Consider the following 20,122-nt stretch of genomic DNA (forward strand, 5'->3'; position numbering starts at 1 on the left):
CGCTAAATACCAAGCTGCATTGGTATCATACGCGTCCCGCCGCCGGACGGCGGCCATAGAGGAACGACAGAGCGCGGGCAAAATCGTCACCAATGCCAACCAGCGCCGGCACCAGGAACAGCACCAGCAGCGTGGTCGTGGCGAGGCCGAAGACAATTGTGATTGCCATAGGCAGCAGGAACTGAGCCTGCAGACTGGTCTCATATAGCAGTGGCAGCAGCCCGCCGATGGTGGTCAGCGAGGTCAACAACACGGCGCGCAAGCGGTCGCGGCTGGCACCGACCGCGGCCTCGGCAAGACTGTCGCCTGAGGCGCGACGCTCCTCAAGCCGGTCGACCAGGATGATGGAATCATTGACCAGAATACCCGCCAGTCCCAGCAGGCCGATGAAGGACAGGATTGTCAGTTGGTAGCCCAGTACCCAATGGCCGAAAATCGCGCCGACGATGCCGAAGGGAATGATCAGCAAAACCGCGATTGGCCGCCAGTAGCTGGCAAACACCCAGGCCAGAATGATGTAGATGACACTGAGCGCCACAGCGACGCCGATCTTGAGGTCAGCGAAGGCGTTTTCCTGTTCCTCCGACCGTCCGCCAAAGGAATAGCTGACGCCGTGCCGGGCCGCGACCAGATCGAGGCTGCCGCTGGAGGTCAGTTGTTCGACCACTGCGCCGGTGGTTGTCAGCGCCGTATCGATGTCACCGGTGACCGAAATGGTGCTCTTGCCATCACGACGCTGGATCGCGGAAAACCCCTGCCTGTCGGTCATCTCGACAACTTCCGATAAAGGTACGAAGGTGCCACCGGGACTTCTGAGTTCAAAGTCACGCAGAGCCTGGGCACCCGGCGACGCCGGCACTTGGACAAGGCGCACGGTGACCTCGTCACTGCCGCGCGGGAAGCGGAACGGAACCGCGCCATCAAAGGCATTGCGGATCTGCCGGCCGACATCTTCGATCGAAAACCCCAGCGCGGCCCCCTGCGGGGTCAATTGCATGACAAGTTCCGGCTTGCCCCAAGGCAGATTGTCATCAAGACCGGTGACGCCCGCAACGCCTGACAGAAGCGCGATGACATCGGCCGCGGCAGTTTTCAACGCTGCCACGCGGTCTCCCTGCAGCCGCACCTCGATGTCCCTGCCCGGAGGTCCGCCGCGGGATTGCGCAACGGTAAAGCGGCTCACGCCGGCGATGTCAGGCGCTGCCTTGCGCCAGGCGTTGACAATGTCCGGCGTGCGGACGTCGCGCTCCTCCGACGTGGTCAGTTGCACCTGGATGCGCGCCGTGGCGCTGCCGCTGCGGCTTGACGCCCCGAAGGTAGTGAAAACAGCGCGGATGGAAGACGGCCCGTCGCCCGCCAAAGCGACGTCGGCCTGGCGCAGGGCTTGCTCGTGCGCCGCAATTGCCTTGAGGGCTGTTTCTTCGGGCAAGCCGGCGTTGAATATGAGTGTGCCATTGATATTTTCGGCTTCCGGCGACGGGAAGAAGACGAACTCGACACGTCCAGACCGAACCAGGCCGATGGCGAGAACCATCACCATAGCGAGAGCGATGGAGAGCGTCACGTAACGCCAGTCCCAGGCCAGTTGCACCAGCCACGAGAAAGGTCCGTTGCGGAACCGGTCGAAGCCGGCGTCAAAGGCGCGCCGGAACCGACTTTCACCGGCAGCTTCAACGCGGCCATTCTTGTGGGCTTTTCGCCGCCGCAGGGCCAGCAAAGCCCATTCCATCAGTGTGGCGAGAGCCAGCGACACCGCCACCACGATGGCCATGCGCGCAGCCGCGGGCAATCCGGCATAGTCACGCGCCGCAGATCGCAAGCCGGAATCGCTCGCACCCAGCGCCAGATCTACGGCCAGGCGTCCGGACACGCCGATAAAAAACACCATCAGCACAAGTGCAATCAGGAACTGGCGCCACCAGGACCAGCCCGGTGCCTTGCGCCCGGCCAGCGAATTGGCCAGATGCCCAGGCAGGATCAGGAAGCACTCAAGCAAGCTTGAAACCAGAACGGCAATCACCACCATCGGCAGGACGGCCATCATCTGGCCGATGGTGTCGCCGATCAGCAGGATCGGCGCGAAGGCCGCCAGCGTGGTCGACATCGCCGCAATCACCGGGGTGAACATCATGCTGACGCCGTTTTCCGCCGCCGTTTGCGGATCATCGCCCATCTCGAGCCGGGTGGCGGTGTGTTCGCCCACGACAATGGCGTCATCGACAATGATGCCGAGCATCATGATCAGTGAAAACAGCGACATCATGTTGATGGTCTGCCCGGAGGCATACATGAAGCCGATGGTGGCGAGCATCGCCACCGGGATGCCGGCGGCGACCCAGAAGGCGATGCGGGCGTTGAGGAACGCGAACAGGATCACCACCACCACCAGCAGGCCGCCAAGCCCGTTCTTGACCAGCAGCCAGATCCGGGCGGCGAGTGCATCGGAGGCAACTTCATAGGTCGCCAGCTCGACGCCGGGCGGCAGTTGCGGGGTGATCTCGTCGACATAGCCCGACAGGATAGATGCGGTCTTGAGCGTGTCGGCAGTGGGCGCACGCCGGACATCAAGCTCGATTGCCGGCGATCCGCTGGCCAGACCACGGGTGTCGTCAGCGTCAAAACCATCAGTGATCTCGGCAATATCGCCCAGCAGCACTTTTTCGCCGCCTGTGAAGGATTTGACTTCGACATCGGCGAGTTCGCGCGCGCCCTGGGCGTCCGCCAGGGTTCGCAACTGACGATCAACGGCCCCCTCGACGGTCCCCGAGGGCAGGTCGCGGCTGTTGGCGGCAATCGCGGTCGAGACATCGGAGATCTTCATATCGAGTCGCCGAAGCTCGATCTCCGGCACCTCGATACGGATTTCGGCGCTACGCAGGCCGGTGAAATTGATCTTGTCGATGCCACGATCAATCAGGTCATCGCGAATGCGCTTGGCCCAGGCGCGTTTGACCACTTCATCGGCACTGCCAAACACCGCAAGCTTGGCAACGCTGTCGAAAAACACCGACCTCGATATGGTGGGGTCTTCTGCATCCTCAGGCAGGTTGCCCACCGCCTTGACCGCGGTTTCGACATCCGTCATGGCCTGGGTCATGTCAGTGGCGTCGGTAAACTCAAGCCGCACCGTGGCGGACCCTTCTGCTGCGGTTGACGTCATCCGGTCGACGCCGGATACGTAGCGCACCTCCGGCTCGATCAGTGCCAGGATGTTGGTCTCGACGTCTTCGGCGCTGGCGCCGGACCAGGCAACGCCGATGCTGATGGTCGGCCTGTCGATGGTGGGGAAAAACTGGGTGTTGATGCGGGCAATCGAGAATGCGCCGAACAGGATCATCAGCACCATCAGCAGATTGGCCGCATTGGGGTGCCGGATGAAAGTGCTGACCAGACCGCGACTGGCAACCAGCCCCCGGCCGGACGCCTCGCCGACGCTCATTGGTCGCTGTCCGTTTCCGCTTCGGGCGATGGCGCAGTTGGTGGGCTGCCTGCGGACGGTTCACGCACGCGCACGCCCTCGGTCGCTTCGGTCAGCCGTGTGACCAGCACGATGTCGCCGTCCTCAAGCTCGCCATCGAGGATGGCATCTTCGCCGTCCCAGGCAATCAGCCGGACCTCGCGGCGCAACAATTTGCCGTCCACCACGATGAAGACGTGGTCGGAATTGCGCAGCGCGGTTTCGGGCAGGCGAAAGGTTTGCGGCCAGATGCGGTCAGGCACCACCAGCGAGACAAAGGCGCCGGGGCGCAGTTTCACCGGATTGTCGGCTTCAGCGATGCGGGCAAAAACCTCGACACCACCGCGCTCGGCCGTGACCCGCGCGCCGATACGGTCAATAAGTGCCGGCCATGTGTAATCGGTGCCGCCGACACTCCAGCTGACCTTGACCTCGCGGCCGATCAGCGGATCGGCATCGGTCGCCATGCGGCCATACTGGGCATTGGTCAGGGTGAAGCGCACATCGAGCGCTGTATCATCATAGATCGAAACCAGAGCTTCGTTGGCGTTCACCGACCGGCCAGTCTCGACCGACTCTTCGGAAATGATGCCATCAAACGGCGCTACAAGCGCTGTGTCAGCCAACTTGCGCTCAGCTTCGCGGACTTTCCATTCCAGCCGCTCGGCATTTGCTTCCTGCTGAGTGCGCTGCGCTTCGGCGATGAGGATATTGCTGCGGCGCTGACCTGAAGCCTGTTCGCGTTGAGACAGGATCAGCCGCCGCGCATCCACTTCCTTGTCGGTCAGGGCGCCGGAGCCGGCCAGCGACAGCGCGCGTTCGAGATCGGCGCTGCCCAGTTGCAGTTGCGCGTCGGCCGCCTCCAGTTGCTCCCGCTCGGCGGCGAGCCGCGCGTCAATCTCGGCGATGGCGCCGCGGACAGAGGCAAGATTGGTGCGGGCTTCAAGCAAGGCGCCTTCATAGGCAAAAGCATCGACACGCAGCAAAACCGTGCCCTTGGCGACGCGACGGCCAGCCACCAGATCCGGATGTATCTCGACCACGTCGCCGCTGACTGCCGTGCGCAATTCGACATTGCGACCGGCATCAACCTGGCCATAAAGCCTTATATCGGGACGATTGTCGGCGCGCGCGGCGGGCATTGTGTCGACGGTGTAGACCAGAGGGGTGAATTCGCGCGGCGAGCGCTCCGGCTTGGACGCAGCCATGCGTTCCATCACCACCCAGCCGCCGGCCAGAACCAGCGCCATCAGCGCGAACTGCGCCACAGGCCGCAAGACCCCGGAACGGGCAGACGCCGTTTTTTTGGCGTCAGCATCGGTTGGCAGGTTTGTACGCGTCTCTGTCCTTTCGGGCAGGGGCCTGTCGAGCATGGATCTCCTCCGTTGACCTTGAACAGGTAACGCAATGCCGCAACATGGCAAATTAAAGTTTTGTCATGTTACGGCAAAGTCAGGATCAGCCGCCAAACTCGGACGGATCGAAACGGTAGGCTGTCGAGCAGAACTCGCATTGCACCGTGATTTCACCATCTTCAACGCTGTTGGAGATTTCCTCGGCGGTAAAGCCGCGCAGAACCTCGCCCAGCCGCTCGCGGGAGCAACTGCAGCGGTCAAACACCGGCACAGGCGGATAGACCTTGGCGCCACGCTCATGAAACAGCCGGTAGAGCAGACGTTCGGCGCCCACTTCCGGATCCGTCAATTCACCCGGCTGCACGGTACTGACAAGCGCCTTGGCTTCGGCCCAGCCGTCATCATCATTGTGAAGCAGCTCTTCGACACCCTCCGGCGCATCACCACCTGGAAGGTCGGGATGCCGCATCCGGTCGGGTGACTGGGGCAGGAACTGCACCACGATTCCACCGGCGCGCCAACTCTGGCGCGGGTTGCCGTCGCTGTCGCGATCAAACAGTTCGGCAACGGCCAGCCGGACGAGTGTCGGGATCTGCTCGGACTGACGGAAATAGGTTTCCGCCATGGCTTCCAGCGTTTCGCCCTTCATTTCGACGATGCCCTGATAGCGCTGCATGTACTCGCCCTGGTCAATGGTGAAGGCCAGCACACCGGTGCCGAGCAGTTCGGCAGGGCTCGTGGTTCCGGCAGCCTGCGCGGCAGCAAGGCGCTCTTCGTCAAAGCGAGCATAGGCACGCAGGTTTCCCGGCGTGGAGAAGTCCGCCACGAGGAGATCCACAGGCCCGTCGCCCTTGGTCTGGACGATCAGCTTGCCTTCAAACTTGAGCGACGTTCCGAGCAGCACCGTCAGGGCGATGGCTTCGGCAAGCAGCCGTGCCACCGGCTCCGGATAGGAATGCCGCGCGAGGATCGTGTCGATCATCGGCCCAAGCTGAACGGTGCGTCCGCGCACATCCAGGCCATCCACATCGAAGGGCAGAACTTTGTCATCTCCGGCGAAGCCAGGCTCGCCGAGGGTTTGGATATCGGTTTCCATCATCATTCCCGAGTGTTGAGCATGGCGCGTCCTGCCTCGGGTCGGCCAGGCATGATCCGCGTCCAAATTACCAACAGCGCATATAGGTACTGACCGGCGACAGTGCCAGAGGCGCTACAAAACGCCCATGCACCAGCGCATCACCGCCTTTTGCGCATGAAGCCGGTTTTCGGCTTCGTCAAACACCACCGATTGCGGTCCATCCATCACCCCGTCCGTGACTTCCTCACCACGGTGGGCAGGCAGGCAATGCATGAACAGGGCATCCGGATTGGCCTTGGCCATCAAATCCTCATTGACCTGATAGGGCAGGAAAACATTGTGGCCGCGGGCCTTGTGTTCCTGGTTCATAGACACCCAGGTGTCGGTGATGACGCAGTCGGCCCCCTTGATGGCGCGGTCCGGATCGGTGCTGATGTCGATTTCGGCACCAAGCTTGCGGGCATAGTCGACATATTTCATTTCGGGCCCGGATCCGGCCGGGGTTGCAATCTGCATGCGGTAGCCGAATTGCCCCGCACCTTCGATCAGCGAATGAAGCACATTGTTGCCATCACCGGTCCAGGCCAGCGTCTTTCCCTTCACCGGGCCACGATGTTCCTCGAAAGTGAGGATGTCAGCCATGATCTGGCAGGGATGGGTGTCATCGGTCAGCGCGTTGATAACCGGCACGGTGGCGTGCTCGGCCAGTTCCAGCATGCGGGAATGGTCAAGCGTGCGGATCATGATCATGTCGACATAGCGCGACAGGACTTTGGCCGTGTCGGCAATGGTTTCGGCGCGGCCAAGCTGCATCTCGGTTCCCGACAGGAACAGGGTTTCGCCGCCGAGTTGGCGCATGCCGACGTCAAATGACACCCGGGTGCGCGTCGACGGCTTTTCAAAAATCATCGCCAGCATCTTGCCAGCTAGCGGACGGTCAACCTCGGTGGTTGTCTTGGCTGATCGCGCCGCATCAAGCATGGCGCGCAGATCGGCAGAGCTGACAGCTGCGAGATCAAGAAAATGGCGAGTTCCGTCGGATTTGGTCTGCGTCATGGGATCCAGTCCGGTTAAGAGGATTTGTGAGACAGCATATCGAGCGCCGCCTCTATTCTGGAGAGGGCTTCACGGGCTTCTTCGGCGGTCACAATCAAAGGCGGAAGCAAACGGACAACATTGTCACCAGCCGGGACGGCCAGCAGATTTTCATTGCGCATGGCCAAGACAAGATCGGCATTGGATTTGGCGCATTGAATGCCGAGCAACAGGCCTGCCCCGCGAACGCCCGTGATCAGATCAGGATAGCGATCCTTGAGTGAGGCAAGTCCTTGCCGCAACACCAGCGCGATATCGTTGACATGCGGCAGGAAATTCTCTTCCAGAATGACATCCAGCACAGCGTTGCCAACTGCCATGGCAAGCGGATTGCCGCCATAGGTGGTGCCATGGGTGCCCAGCGTCATGCCGTCAGCAGCATCTGCCGTGGCTAGACAGGCACCAAACGGGAAGCCGCCGCCGATGCCTTTGGCAATCGCCATGATGTCGGGTTCGATCCCGGCCCATTCATGGGCAAACAGCTTGCCGGTCCGCCCGACACCGGACTGGACCTCATCCAGAACCAGCAGGATTCCCTGCTCGTCGCACAGATCGCGCAGCGCCCGCAGGGTTTCGTTGGACAGCGGCCGGACGCCGCCCTCGCCCTGTACCGGCTCAACAAGAATGGCTGCAGTGTTTTCAGTGATGGCCGCCTTGATGGCTTCAAGATCATCGAACGGCACCTGATCGAAGCCCTCGACCTTGGGACCAAAACCCTCAAGATATTTGGCCTGGCCGCCGGCCGCGATGGTTGCCAGCGTCCGGCCGTGAAACGCACCTTCCATGGTGATGATGCGGTAGCGCTCCGGCTGGCCGTTGACATAGAAATGCCGGCGCGCGGTCTTGATGGCGCATTCGAGCGCTTCTGCACCCGAATTGGTAAAGAACACCTTGTCGGCGAAAGTCACCTCGGTGAGCCGTTCGGCCATCCGGGTCTGACCCGGAATTTCATGGACGTTGGAGAGATGCCACAATTTGTCGGCCTGCGCTTTCAGCGCTTCGACAAGATGCGGATGGGTATGGCCGAGCGAATTGACCGCGATGCCGGCGGCAAAATCGAGATAGCGTTCGCCAGTGTTCGTCTCCAGCCACACGCCATGCCCGCGTTCAAAGACCAAGGGAACGCGATTGTAAGTATCATAAAGCGGCTTGACATCAGCCATGGCGCTCATCTCCCATTGGACACCGGGCATCGGTGCATTGACCGAAGCTTGGCGGAGGTTGTTGCGTTCCGCCCAGTCACCCAGTGCCGGAAAACCAAAAATGCCGCCCATTCCGGGGCGGCGTGGGCACTATTTACATTTCGGTATGGACTGTCAATGAGACAAGCTGTGCGCCTGGTCCAGCGCCGGTTTGCACTTTATCTTATGCGGGAGCATATCGGGATGGCTGTCTGGAAGTGCGGCACGGCCTTCAGCCAGTCTCAACCTGTAAGTTGGGGAAAACCGAAAAAAGGAATCGGCATGATTCGCCTGACTCTTGTCATAGAGTCATGCAACCACTAAGTTGAATTTATGAATTAGACGTTCGCGGCGGACACTATTCACCTCACAGTAACCGAGCGCTTGAGCTCCGGTCATCCGGAGCGGCGGTGAGGGATTCTGCCATCCCGGAACACGGGATAAACGGAGACCAAGGCATGAACTGGACTGATGATCGGGTTGAAAGACTCAAGAAACTCTGGGCAGACGGGCTGAGCGCCAGTCAGATTGCGGCACAGTTGGGCGGCGTCAGCCGCAATGCTGTGATCGGCAAGGTGCATCGCCTCAACCTTCCCGGCAGAGCCAAAAGCGGCGGTCAGGCGGCCGTGCGGACCAAACGCACAACCGCAGCACCGCGCGCACCGAATTATGCCGGACGCACGGCGACACAGACAACACGCACCGTCAGCCGTTCAAGCGGCGGCGCAGCTTTGAAAGATGATCTCGACGTCGTAGCCGTGGAGAACATCGATACGCGGCCGGTCGATGACGTTGTGGTGCCTATTTCACGGCGCCTTACGCTGATCGAGCTTTCAGAGCGGACCTGCAAATGGCCACTTGGCGATCCTCTGCAAGAGGGCTTTCATTTCTGCGGCAATGATTCAGGCGAGGCGTCTCCCTATTGCGGCTACCACGCCAAACTGGCGTTCCAGCCGTCCAGCGAGCGCAAGCGCGCCCGCTGAACCAATTTCGATTGAAGACAGCAAAGCCCGGATCCATCAATCCGGGCTTTTTTTTGCGCTCGTGTGGCCGTGACGGTTGAGATCATGGATGGTGACGCGGAGACCGCAATCAATGTAAGTTGTCGGTCGCGACACACTCAAAATCAGGCAAAGAGGATCGGCCGATGCGCCATTTGATGACTGCACTTCTGCTTTTGCCGATGTCCATCGCACCTGCCGCAGCCTCCTCGGATGACGCCTGGGCTGAATTTGCCGCCGAGGTGCGCAGCAAATGCCTTGAGGCGGCCGCGCCTATGCTCGACGACGGCAAGGCCGCCGTCGATCCTTTCGGCAGCGAAAGCTTCGGTCTCGCTGTGGTGACCGGCAAGGCCAAAGGCGGCGACGCCTTTGTGAGCTACATCTGCGTCATCGACAAGCAGGACCGGAGTGTCGAGCTCGGCAGTGAACTCACGGCCGAAACGTTGACTGTCACCATCCCCTGAGGTCCCCGGTCAGCTCTCGATCGAATAGCCGGCGCCACGCACGGTGCGGATGGTGTCGCGCATACCCGACAGATTGACCGCCTTGCGCAACCTGCCGACATGCACATCGACGGTTCGTTCATCGACATAGACATCGTGACCCCAGACGCCATCGAGCAGTTGCGCCCGCGAGTAAACCCGGCCGGGTGAGCTCATCAGATATTCAAGAAGCTTGAACTCGGTCGGCCCCAGCTTGACGTCGCGGCCGCGGCGGCGCACCCGGTGCGTTTCCCGGTCCAGCTCGATGTCGCCAACCTTGAGCAGTGTGGAAATGCTTTCCGGCCTTGCACGGCGCAACATCGCCCTGACCCGGGCCAGCAATTCTGGCGTGGAGAACGGTTTGACAACATAATCGTCGGCACCCGTTGCGAGCCCGCGAACCCTTTCACTTTCCTCGCCGCGCGCCGTCAGCATGATGATCGGCAAGCGTTCGGTTTCAGGCCGTGCGCGCAGGCGCCGGCACAATTCGATGCCGGAAATACCGGGCAGCATCCAATCCAGGATCAGCAGATCCGGGACACGTTCCTGCAGCCGGATCTCGGCCTCGTCGCCGCGGAGAACGGTGTCGACGTCGTAGCCTTCTGCTTCCAGGTTGTAGCGAAGCAGCACCGAGAGTGCTTCCTCGTCCTCAACCACTGTAATGCGCGGGCTTATCGCCATGATCTGTAAACTCCCCGCATTGTCACGCCGAACCCGGATCGGATACGATCATGCTGGCGGTGTCATCGTCCTTGGGGCGGTCAGCGGACAGTTGCTCGCCGGTGGCAACGTAATAGACCGTTTCGGCAATGTTGGTGGCGTGATCGCCAATGCGCTCGATGTTCTTGGCACAGAACAGCAGATGGGTGCAGGCAGTGATGTTGCGCGGGTCTTCCATCATGTAAGTCAGCAATTCGCGGAACAGCGAGGTGTAGATCGCGTCAATCTCCTCGTCACGCTCGCGAATGGTGTGTGCGAGCTCCGGCGAGCGTGTGGCAAAGGCGTCGAGCACCTCCTTGAGCTGGGTCAGGGCCAGTTCGGCCAGATGCTCGAGTCCGCGCACCAGCTTGCGCGGCTGCGCCATGGTGTGGACGGCGATCACCCGCTTGGCGATGTTCTTACCCAGATCACCGACGCGCTCGAGGTCCGACGCGATGCGGATCGAGCCGATGATTTCGCGCAGATCCGACGCCATCGGCTGGCGCTTGGCGATGATCAGAACCGCCTTGTCGTAAATCTCGCGTTCGCCCTCATCGAGCAGCAAGTCTTCGGAGATGACCCGCTGCGCGGACGCCGTGTCGGCGTTGACGAGCGCCGCGACCGCGTCGGCGACCATGCGCTCGGCGATGCCGCCCATTTCCGACAAGCGGCGCACGAGGAAGCGGAGTTCGTCATCATAGGCTGTGACGGTATGAGCTTCGGGCATTTTGTGATCCTTCAATTCTGTATTCGTGATGCGCGTGGCGGGCGCATTAGCCGAAGCGGCCGGTGATGTAATCCTGGGTCAGCTTTGTGTCCGGATTGGTGAACATCTTGTCGGTCGGGCCTTCCTCGACGAGCTTACCCAGGTGGAACATCGCCGTGCGTTGCGACACACGGGCCGCCTGCTGCATCGAGTGGGTGACGATGACGATGGTGTAGTTCTCGCGCAATTCGTCGATCAGCTCCTCGACCTTGGCCGTGGCGATCGGGTCAAGCGCCGAACAGGGCTCGTCCATCAGGATCACTTCGGGGCTAACGGCGATGGCGCGGGCGATGCAAAGCCGTTGCTGCTGGCCGCCGGACAGGCCTGTTCCGGGCTCGTGCAGACGGTCCTTGACCTCGTTGAACAGGCCGGCCTTGATCAGGCTGCGCTCGACGATCTCGTCCATCTCGGCGCGGGTGGAGACCTGGCCATGAATGCGCGGTCCATAGACGACGTTTTCATAGATCGATTTGGGGAACGGATTGGGCTTTTGAAACACCATGCCGACGCGGGCGCGCAGCTCGACGACATCAATCATCGGTGCGTAGATGTTCTCGCCGTCGAAGGTGATCTCGCCGGTGATCCGGCAGATGTCGATGGTGTCGTTCATCCGGTTCAGGCAGCGCAGAAATGTCGACTTGCCGCAGCCGGACGGGCCGATCAGCGCGGTGACGCTGTTCTTGCGAACCTCCAGATTGACGTCAAACAGCGCCTGTTTCTCACCGTAGTAGACGCAGACATCGGTGCCGCGCATCTTGATCTCGAACTGATCAACCGATGCGTTGACCGCTCTTTCCGTAGCCGCTTCCGACATGATGTTCATCTCCGTCTTCCCTTCAACAATTCCAGTATACTCAGGGCGTGGTCGTTTGTGCGATTGCATCTTTTGCATCTACCAGCGGCGCTCAAAGCGGCGGCGCAGCAGAATGGCTATGGCGTTCATGATCAGGAGAAACACCAGCAGCACAATAATGGCGCCCGATGCCCTCTCGACAAAGGCCGGATCGCCACGCTGGGTCCAGTTGTAGACCTGAACCGGGAGCGCCGATGCCGGATCAAAGAATCCCTCCGGCGGCGCTCCGGGATATTCGCGCACGAAGGCCACCATGCCGATCAGCAACAGAGGTGCCGTTTCACCCAGCGCCTGGGCAAGCCCGAGGATCGTGCCGGTGAGAATGCCCGGTGCTGCGAGCGGCAGGACGTGGTGAAAGATTGCCTGCATTTTCGAGGCACCTATGCCGAGAGCAGCATCATTGATCGATGGCGGCACAGCCTTTAGCGCCGCGCGGGTGGCTATGATGATGGTCGGCAGCGTCATCAGTGTCAGCACAAGACCGCCGACAACCGGCGCAGATTGCGGCAAGCCGACAAAATTGATGAAGATCGCCAGGCCGAGAATGCCGAAGACAATGGAGGGAACCGCGGCCAGATTCGCGATGTTGACCTCGATGAGGTCGGTCCAGCGATTTTGCGGGGCAAATTCCTCAAGATAGATCGAAGCCGCGACGCCAATCGGCAGCGCCAGCACCAGCACGATCAGCATCATGTAGGCCGAGCCGATAATGGCGACGCCCAGACCGGCAGCTTCCGGCCGTGTGTCGGAGGCATCGGGTGCAGTGAAAAACGACCAGTTGAAGCGGGCCTCCAGAATGCCTGCCTGTTTCAGCTTGTCAGCCAGTTGCAATTGTCCGGGCGAGATATTGCGGTCGAGCGCCGCGGAGTCCATCGTCACGCGGCCCTTGTAGTAGCCATCAATGCGGCCTGACGCGAGCATGTCGAAGGAGACAGTCTTGCCGATCTGCGTCGGATCATTGAGCACGAAATGGCGCAGTTGCGCAGGCGCTTCCTTGGAAATGAGCTCGAATGCCTGTTTGGCATCAACCCCTTCGACAGCAATGCCACGCTCCTGCATCATGGTCTTCAGCGACGCCTGGATGAGTGGCTGGATGGTGAATGTGGTTATCTTCTGGATATCCGCCGGATCGAGGTTTCCCTTTTTATCCAGCTTGGCAGGATCGAGATAGACATCCATCGTCACATAGGTCTGACGGAACGACGACAGCCCGTTCGACAGGATGGAGGTCATCAGGCCGACCAGCGCCAGCAGGCCGAAGACGACAGCCGCCAGACCCATCAGCCGGAAACGACGTTCTGTCCTGTGGCGTTTGCGGGTCCGAGCGCCAACTTCGAAAAGCGATCCGCTCTTGACGCCGCCGGCGGTCACGGCGGTATTGGCTGTGACTTCGGTCATTCGTACTGCTCCCGGTATGTGCGCACGATATAAAGCGCCAGAATGTTCAGGCAGAGGGTGAAGACAAACAGCGTCAGGCCGAGCGCGAAGGCGACCAGCGTTTCCGGACTGGCAAATTCGGTATCGCCGGTGAGCTGGCTGACAATCTTGACGGTGATCGTGGTCATGGCTTCGAACGGATTGAGATCGAGCCGCGCCGAGGCGCCTGCCCCCATGACAACGATCATGGTTTCCCCAATGGCGCGACTGGCGGCGAGAAGAAAGGCGCCGACAATGCCCGGAAGCGCTGCAGGCAGGATCACCTGCTTGATGGTTTCCGACTTTGTCGCGCCCAAACCGTAGGAGCCATCGCGCATCGCCTGCGGCACGGCATTGATGATGTCGTCCGACAGCGAGGAAATGAACGGGATCAGCATGATGCCCATGACCAGACCGGCCGTCATCACCGATGAGGACGAGGTTCCCAGACCGAACGGCTGAGATATCCAGTCGCGCAGGAACGGTCCCACCGTGATCAGCGCGAAGAGACCGTAAACGATGGTGGGGATCCCGGCCAGAACCTCGATGGCGGGCTTGGCGAAACTGCGCAGCGTAGGGCCGGCATATTCGGCCAGGTAGATGGCGATCATCAGGCCAATCGGAACCGCAAACACCAGAGCGACAAACGAGACATAAAGAGTGCCCCAGAGCAGCGGCAGAAAACCAAGATCGGATCCGCCGCGAAATTGCGGGTTCCAGGTTGTCGACAGGAAGAAATCCTCGGCGGGATACATTTTGAAGAATTCGATGGATTCAAACAGCAGCGAGCCGACAATGCCGACGGTGGTCAGAATCGCGACCAGCGACGATCCCATCAACAGCGCCTTGACGAAGGTCTCGCTGATATTGCGCGCCCGCAATTTCGGCTGGATCCGCGCCCAGGCCCAGTAACCGAAGCCGAGCGCCACGACGAGAACTGCAATGTTGCGGACGAAATCGGCGGCAAGTTCGATATCTCGATAGTCCTTGGCCACCTCGAATACAGCCGGCGACACATCAGAGCCGAGCGCCACGCCGACCGTGGCAAGCCGCGCGCGAACATCGGTGACATCAGCCCGCATCAGGGCGAGATCATCTTCCGACATCTCGCCTTCGGCAATGATATCGCTCAGTCCGCCTGCTATGCGGCGCACATCGACCATGACCAGACTTTTGGCACCGCCATCGGGGATGGCGCTGTCAGGAATTTTACCACTGATGCTGCTCTCGATGAGAACCGGCTGCAAAAACAGCCACGCACCCAGCAGGAAAAGCGCGGGTACGGCCAGAAACAGGGCGACAGACTGGCCATAATATCCCGGCAGGGAATGCAGTTTCGTGCCATCGCGCGCAGCAGACTTCAGCGCACGTTGCCGGCCAAGGACATAGCCAGCAACGGCCAATCCAAGCACGATGAGAATGAGAACACTGGGTGTCATGTCGGTTCGCCCTGCTTGCGAGGAAAGGGGCGGCGCTGAACGCGCCGCCCCTTTAGGCGTCAAAGGGTTTAGTTGAGCGCAGCCATCGGGGTGCGGTTCTTGATCATTTCCTGGGTCTTGGCCAGTTCAGGATCGGAGACCAGGCCATAGGCAGCCAGCGGACCGTCAGGACCGGCAATTTCGTCAGACAGGAAGAACTCGATATATTCCTGCAGACCGGGGATCACGTCGAGATGCGCGTTCTTGACGTAGAAGTAGAGTGGCCGGGAAACCGGATACTCGCCCGAAGCGATGGTCTCTGTCGACGGGTTGACGCCCGACATGGTGCCAACCTGAAGCTTGTCTGTGTTGTTTTCATAAAACGACAGCCCAAAGACGCCGATTGCGTTCTTGTTGGCGTCGATGCGCGACAGGGTTTCGGTGTAGTCACCGTCGATGTCGACCGACACGCCGTCGGTGCGCAGAACGGTGCAGCCCTTTGCCTTTTCATCGCCTGCGGCCTTGAAGGCTTCTTCAGCGCCGGTTGCTTCGCAGCCAGCTTCGAGAACCTTGACGTCGAAGACTTCGCGGGTGCCGTGCTTGGTGCCCGGGATGAAGGCGAGAATATCCTGAGCCGGCAGGTCGGGATTGACGTCAGCCCATATCTTGGCAGTGTTGTCGACCAGTGCGCCGTCCTTCACAACCTTGGCGGCGAGAGCATTGTACCAGTCGGCCGGAGTGAAGGCGAACTCGACGCCGTTGATGTCGGAGGCGAAAACGATGCCGTCATACCCGATGCGGACTTCCTGGATATCCGACACACCATTGGATGCGCAGAGGTCGATATCGGACTGCTTGATGCGGGAAGAGGAATTGGCAATGTCGATGGTGTTTTCGCCAACGCCTTCGCAAAGCTTCTTGCGGCCTGCTCCCGAACCACCGGATTCGACAACCGGTGTCGGGAAGCTGAAGTTTTCACCGAAGGCTTCGGCAACGATCGAGGCGTAAGGCAGGACAGTGGAGGAACCAGCGATCTGGATCTGGTCGCGGGCGATAGCGGCGCCGGCGAAGGCCGTGGAGGCCACAAGTGCGGCAGCGGCGAATTTGAGTGCGTTCATAAGAATCTCCCGTCGTGGGTCAGGGTGGCATGGCTCTTTGCTAGAACCGTTTGTCAGCCATCTAAGGCTGGCCCTTTCTAGGCCCCGCGAGATTCCGTTTTATGACACTTCCATCACTGTTTTATGACAGTCTATCCATCTGATTTAACTTATGAATTTCTTTGGTCACGACCAAATCGCCCTATTCAGCGGGGTTGAATTTGACAATAAAGGTCGATCCCTCGCCCGGTGTGGAGCGGATGATCAGCCGGGCCCGGTGCCGTGTGAGAATGTGCTTGACGATCGCCAGGCCCAATCCGGTCCCCTTCTTGGTCCTGCTTGTCTCCACATCGACCCGGTAAAACCGCTCGGTGAGACGGGGAACATGTTCCTTGGCAATTCCGGGGCCGAAATCCTGGATAGTGACCTGAGCGCCTTCGCTGTCCGTGTCAGCGACAGTGACCTCCACGCGCTTGCCAGCCTGACCATATTTGCAGGCATTCTCGACCAGGTTGGAAAAAACCTGGATCAGTTCGTCCACATCGCCGCTGATCGTCACTGCTTTGTCGGGCAGGGAAAGCTGAATTTCGACGCCGAGATCGTTGGCCATCGGTCGCAGGCTATCAACCACGTGGGTGATGGTGCGACCGAGATCAACCTGACCATCGGGGGCGACATGGGCCCGCATCTCAAGCCGTGACAGGGACAAGAGATCATCAATCAGCCGGGCCATGCGCTGCGCCTGATCCAGCATGATGGCGAAAAACCGGATGCGCGCGGCTTCGTCATCACGCGCCGGCCCCTGCATGGTCTCGATGAATCCCATCAGCGAGGCGAGCGGCGTTCTGAGTTCATGGCTGGCATTGGCGACAAAATCGGTCCGCATCCGGTCCATGCGCCGGGCCTCGGTCAGGTCGCGAAACGTCAGTACATAAAGCTGGCTACCGCTTACCGGGTTTCCGGCAACAGGCGCGACCCGAACCTCATGCCAGCGCTCGGACGGGACCCGTTCCGCGTGCTCCACGCTCTCCGGCACGCCGCGCGCCATCACCCGGGCAACGAGATCGAGAATGGCCGGCGAGCGTATCCGCGCCGACAATGACGCGCGTTCGGGATAGGCGCCGACCAGCGAACGCGCGGCGGCGTTCTGGCGCAGCACCAATGTGTCCGCATCAAACACGACAGTCGGCAGATCAAGGGCTTCGACCACGGCAAAATCAGTCTGAGCCACCTTGTCTGACTGGCCGGCAGCCCGCGACTGCTTCGCCGCTTTTCCCGAAGGCCAGGCCAGCAAGCCTGCGGCAAAGGCGGCATAGCCAACAATTGCCTGCCAGGGCTCCAGTCCTGCGGGAACCGCGGCAACAGCCATCACCGATCCGACCCCAAGCGGCCGGGCAAGGTGCTTGACCCGGGCGGTCAGAGTGTTGTCGGCCTCAGCTTCGGTGGTCACGTCCCGCCTGGTTTCAACCATGTGCCTCTATGCTCCCGGAGTTCAATAATGGCTGATTCTGTCACTTGTTTACCTGCACTGCTTGAAATCACAATGACGATGTGGCCCTTTCATGAATGAGGGCTCGCGCCCATGACTGGCTGAAACAGGGTAACCATGATGTCCAACACGCGCACCGAAACCGACAGCTTTGGCCCGATCGAAGTGCCATCCGATAAATATTGGGGTGCACAGGCCCAGCGCTCGCTTGGCAATTTCAAGATCGGCTGGGAGAAACAACCGCTGTCGATCGTGCGGGCGCTCGGCATTGTCAAACACGCCGCAGCAGAAGCCAACATGGATTTGAAGCGGCTTGATCCGAAGCTCGCCGCAGCGATTTTGGACGCCGCCCAGGAGGTGATCGACGGCAAGCTCGACGCGCATTTCCCGCTGGTGGTCTGGCAGACCGGGTCGGGCACCCAGTCCAACATGAATGCCAATGAGGTGATCTCCAACCGCGCCATCGAGATGATGGGCGGCGAGATGGGCTCGAAGAAGCCGGTCCACCCCAACGATCACGTCAATATGAGCCAATCGTCCAACGACACCTATCCGACGGCGATGCACATCGCCTGCGCAGAGCAGATCGTTCACGTGCTGCTGCCGGCATTCAAGCACCTGCACGAGGCTCTTAACGCAAAGGCAAAATCCTTTGCCAAGATCATCAAGATCGGCCGGACCCATACCCAGGACGCGACACCGCTGACACTGGGCCAGGAATTCGGCGGGTACGCTGCACAGGTGGCGTCCTCGATCAAACGCATCGAGATGACGCTGCCCGGCCTGTATGAACTGGCGCAAGGCGGCACGGCGGTCGGCACCGGCCTGAATGCGCCGGTCGGTTTTGCCGAAAAGGTTGCCAAACAGATCGCCGAGATCACCAAGCTTCCGTTTGTGACTGCGCCGAACAAGTTCGAGGCGCTGGCGGCGCATGATGCGATGGTGTTCTCGCATGGCGCAATCAATGCAGCAGCCGCAGCACTGTTCAAGATTGCCAACGACATCCGCTTCCTCGGTTCGGGTCCGCGATCCGGGTTGGGCGAACTGTCGCTGCCGGAAAACGAACCCGGTTCCTCAATCATGCCGGGCAAGGTCAATCCGACCCAGTGCGAAGCGATGACGCAGGTGTGCGTGCAGGTGTTCGGCAACAATGCGGCGCTGACATTCGCCGGAAGCCAGGGGCATTTCGAGCTCAATGTCTACAATCCGGTGATGGCCTATAATTTTCTGCAGTCGGTGCAATTGCTGGCGGACGCCTCGGTTTCCTTCACCGACAATTGCGTCACCGGCATCGAGGCGCGTGAAGACAATATCAAGGCGGCGCTCGATCGTTCGCTGATGCTCGTCACCGCACTGGCGCCGACCATCGGTTATGACAATGCCGCCAAGATTGCCAAGGCCGCCCACATCAACGGAACCACCTTGCGCGAGGAAGCATTGAAGACGGGCCTCGTGACAGAAGAGGACTACGACCGTATTGTCCGCCCGGAAGACATGACCCATCCGGGCTAGCGATTTCCCGTTCCGCTCTCGTTTTGCAGATCAAGACAGCACTCAAAGGAAAGACCATGACCAAGAAGGACAACAGCCGGGCTGTCGAGCTAGACATTGACGGCAAGAAGCGGGTTTTCGACATTGACGATCCGAAGCTGCCGGACTGGGTGGATGACAATACATTCTCCTCAGATGGTTATCCCTACAAAAAGAAACTGGACAGGGATGAGTATGAGGACACGCTGGAGGCGCTGCAGATCGAACTGGTCAAGGTCCAGACCTGGCTCGGCGAGACCGGCAACCGGGTTATTTCGGTGTTTGAAGGTCGCGACGCCGCCGGCAAGGGTGGATCGATCGGTGCGACACGCGCTTATATGAACCCACGCTCGGCGCGCATCGTGGCGCTGCCCAAGCCCACGGAGACGGAACGCGGGCAATGGTATTACCAGCGCTATGTCGATCACTTTCCCACCTCCGGCGAATTCGTGATGTTTGACCGCTCCTGGTACAACAGGGCTGGCGTCGAGCCGGTGATGGGCTTTTGCACGCCTGAGGAACACGCACACTTCCTCGAGGAAACCCCGCATTTCGAGCGCATGCCGGTGAAAGCCGGAATCCATTTGTTCAAGTTCTGGCTCAATATCGGCCGCGAGATGCAACTCAAGCGGTTTCACGACCGCCGACACAGCAAGCTCAAGGCCTGGAAACTGTCACCGATGGACATTGCCAGCCTGAACAAATGGGATGAATACACCGAGATGCGCGATCTGATGCTGAAGGAGACCCACACCGATCATGCCCCCTGGACGGTGGTGCGTGCCAATGACAAACGCCGGGCCCGCATCAACGTCATCCGCACAATTTTGACCCAGCTTCCCTATGCCGGCAAGGACAAGGGCGCGATCGGAGATCTGGACGAAAACATCGTCGGAGAAGGCGTTGATGCAGTTAAAGGCTGACACGGAGGAGCGCCCGCGGGATCGGTGAAAAAAAGCGGTACGGCGCATGTAAGTGGTCAAACGGACCTAAACAGCGCTTGCGAGGCGTCCAGTCGCCCGAAATCCCTCGTTTTTGCATCCAACTTGAGGATTATCCCGGAAAATAGTGACGTTTACGTCAAGGGAAGGCATTGCAACCAAGGCAGCACCACTCTAAATCTTTTAGTCAAGACGGATGCAGGGTGGGGGCCCGATAGCGAGCCAGAAGGTAACGCGCATCCGAACAGATGAGGGAGTGAGAGA

The 20,122-nt window shown here is 60.3% G+C and carries 16 protein-coding genes; 4 read left to right on the top strand and 12 right to left on the bottom strand.

Annotated features, from left to right (window positions below; genetic code table 11):
* Window positions 1–25: 25 nt before the first annotated feature.
* From IMCC20628_RS17990 to IMCC20628_RS18010, 5 genes are all read right to left on the bottom strand, one after another.
* A complete protein-coding gene (locus IMCC20628_RS17990; RefSeq protein WP_047031349.1) occupies window positions 26–3,439 on the bottom strand; it encodes an efflux RND transporter permease subunit in 3,414 nt (1,137 codons plus the stop codon).
* Window positions 3,436–4,830, bottom strand: coding sequence for an efflux RND transporter periplasmic adaptor subunit (locus tag IMCC20628_RS17995; RefSeq protein ID WP_047031350.1), 1,395 nt, complete (start codon window positions 4,828–4,830; stop codon window positions 3,436–3,438). The genes IMCC20628_RS17990 and IMCC20628_RS17995 overlap by 4 nt, the downstream gene beginning before the upstream one ends.
* A gap of 85 nt (window positions 4,831–4,915) precedes the next feature.
* A complete protein-coding gene (locus tag IMCC20628_RS18000; protein ID WP_047031351.1) occupies window positions 4,916–5,908 on the bottom strand; it encodes an Hsp33 family molecular chaperone in 993 nt (330 codons plus the stop codon).
* 114 nt (window positions 5,909–6,022) lie between these two features.
* Window positions 6,023–6,946, bottom strand: coding sequence for an ornithine carbamoyltransferase (gene argF, locus IMCC20628_RS18005; RefSeq protein WP_047031352.1), 924 nt, complete (start codon window positions 6,944–6,946; stop codon window positions 6,023–6,025).
* 14 nt (window positions 6,947–6,960) lie between these two features.
* The gene (locus IMCC20628_RS18010; RefSeq protein WP_047032732.1) at window positions 6,961–8,148 is read right to left on the bottom strand and encodes an aspartate aminotransferase family protein; all 1,188 of its coding nucleotides are present in this window, start codon (window positions 8,146–8,148) and stop codon (window positions 6,961–6,963) included.
* 476 nt (window positions 8,149–8,624) lie between these two features.
* On the opposite strand from IMCC20628_RS18010, the gene IMCC20628_RS18015 reads away from it, so the two are divergent.
* The gene (locus tag IMCC20628_RS18015; RefSeq protein ID WP_047031353.1) at window positions 8,625–9,149 is read left to right on the top strand and encodes a GcrA family cell cycle regulator; all 525 of its coding nucleotides are present in this window, start codon (window positions 8,625–8,627) and stop codon (window positions 9,147–9,149) included.
* Window positions 9,150–9,313: 164 nt separating this feature from the next.
* Window positions 9,314–9,631 carry a hypothetical protein gene (locus IMCC20628_RS18020; protein WP_047031354.1) on the top strand — a complete coding sequence of 106 codons (318 nt, stop codon included), beginning with the start codon at window positions 9,314–9,316 and terminating at the stop codon, window positions 9,629–9,631.
* 9 nt (window positions 9,632–9,640) lie between these two features.
* Here the strand turns inward: IMCC20628_RS18020 and phoB are convergent, their stop codons facing one another.
* The 7 genes from phoB to phoR form a co-directional block, all read right to left on the bottom strand.
* A complete protein-coding gene (gene phoB, locus IMCC20628_RS18025) occupies window positions 9,641–10,324 on the bottom strand; it encodes a phosphate regulon transcriptional regulator PhoB (protein ID WP_047032733.1) in 684 nt (227 codons plus the stop codon).
* A gap of 28 nt (window positions 10,325–10,352) precedes the next feature.
* A complete protein-coding gene (phoU, locus tag IMCC20628_RS18030; RefSeq protein WP_047031355.1) occupies window positions 10,353–11,075 on the bottom strand; it encodes a phosphate signaling complex protein PhoU in 723 nt (240 codons plus the stop codon).
* 46 nt (window positions 11,076–11,121) lie between these two features.
* Window positions 11,122–11,937: a phosphate ABC transporter ATP-binding protein PstB gene (pstB, locus tag IMCC20628_RS18035; RefSeq protein ID WP_047031356.1), complete on the bottom strand. Its 816-nt coding sequence runs from the start codon at window positions 11,935–11,937 to the stop codon at window positions 11,122–11,124.
* A 69-nt stretch (window positions 11,938–12,006) separates the two neighbouring features.
* Window positions 12,007–13,365: a phosphate ABC transporter permease PstA gene (gene pstA / locus IMCC20628_RS18040; protein ID WP_047031357.1), complete on the bottom strand. Its 1,359-nt coding sequence runs from the start codon at window positions 13,363–13,365 to the stop codon at window positions 12,007–12,009.
* Complete coding sequence (gene pstC / locus IMCC20628_RS18045) at window positions 13,362–14,822, bottom strand: phosphate ABC transporter permease subunit PstC (protein WP_047031358.1); 1,461 nt, start codon at window positions 14,820–14,822, stop codon at window positions 13,362–13,364. The genes pstA and pstC overlap by 4 nt, the downstream gene beginning before the upstream one ends.
* Before the next feature lie 68 nt (window positions 14,823–14,890).
* The gene (locus tag IMCC20628_RS18050; RefSeq protein ID WP_047031359.1) at window positions 14,891–15,919 is read right to left on the bottom strand and encodes a substrate-binding domain-containing protein; all 1,029 of its coding nucleotides are present in this window, start codon (window positions 15,917–15,919) and stop codon (window positions 14,891–14,893) included.
* A gap of 181 nt (window positions 15,920–16,100) precedes the next feature.
* The gene (gene phoR / locus IMCC20628_RS18055; RefSeq protein WP_052766529.1) at window positions 16,101–17,369 is read right to left on the bottom strand and encodes a phosphate regulon sensor histidine kinase PhoR; all 1,269 of its coding nucleotides are present in this window, start codon (window positions 17,367–17,369) and stop codon (window positions 16,101–16,103) included.
* Between the two features lie 138 nt (window positions 17,370–17,507).
* On the opposite strand from phoR, the gene fumC reads away from it, so the two are divergent.
* Entirely contained in the window at window positions 17,508–18,899 is a 1,392-nt protein-coding gene (fumC, locus tag IMCC20628_RS18060; protein ID WP_047032735.1) for a class II fumarate hydratase, read from the top strand.
* A gap of 56 nt (window positions 18,900–18,955) precedes the next feature.
* Entirely contained in the window at window positions 18,956–19,840 is an 885-nt protein-coding gene (ppk2, locus tag IMCC20628_RS18065; protein ID WP_047031360.1) for a polyphosphate kinase 2, read from the top strand.
* Window positions 19,841–20,122 lie beyond the last annotated feature (282 nt).

It is taken from the genome of Hoeflea sp. IMCC20628 (assembly GCF_001011155.1).
Classification (GTDB): domain Bacteria; phylum Pseudomonadota; class Alphaproteobacteria; order Rhizobiales; family Rhizobiaceae; genus Hoeflea.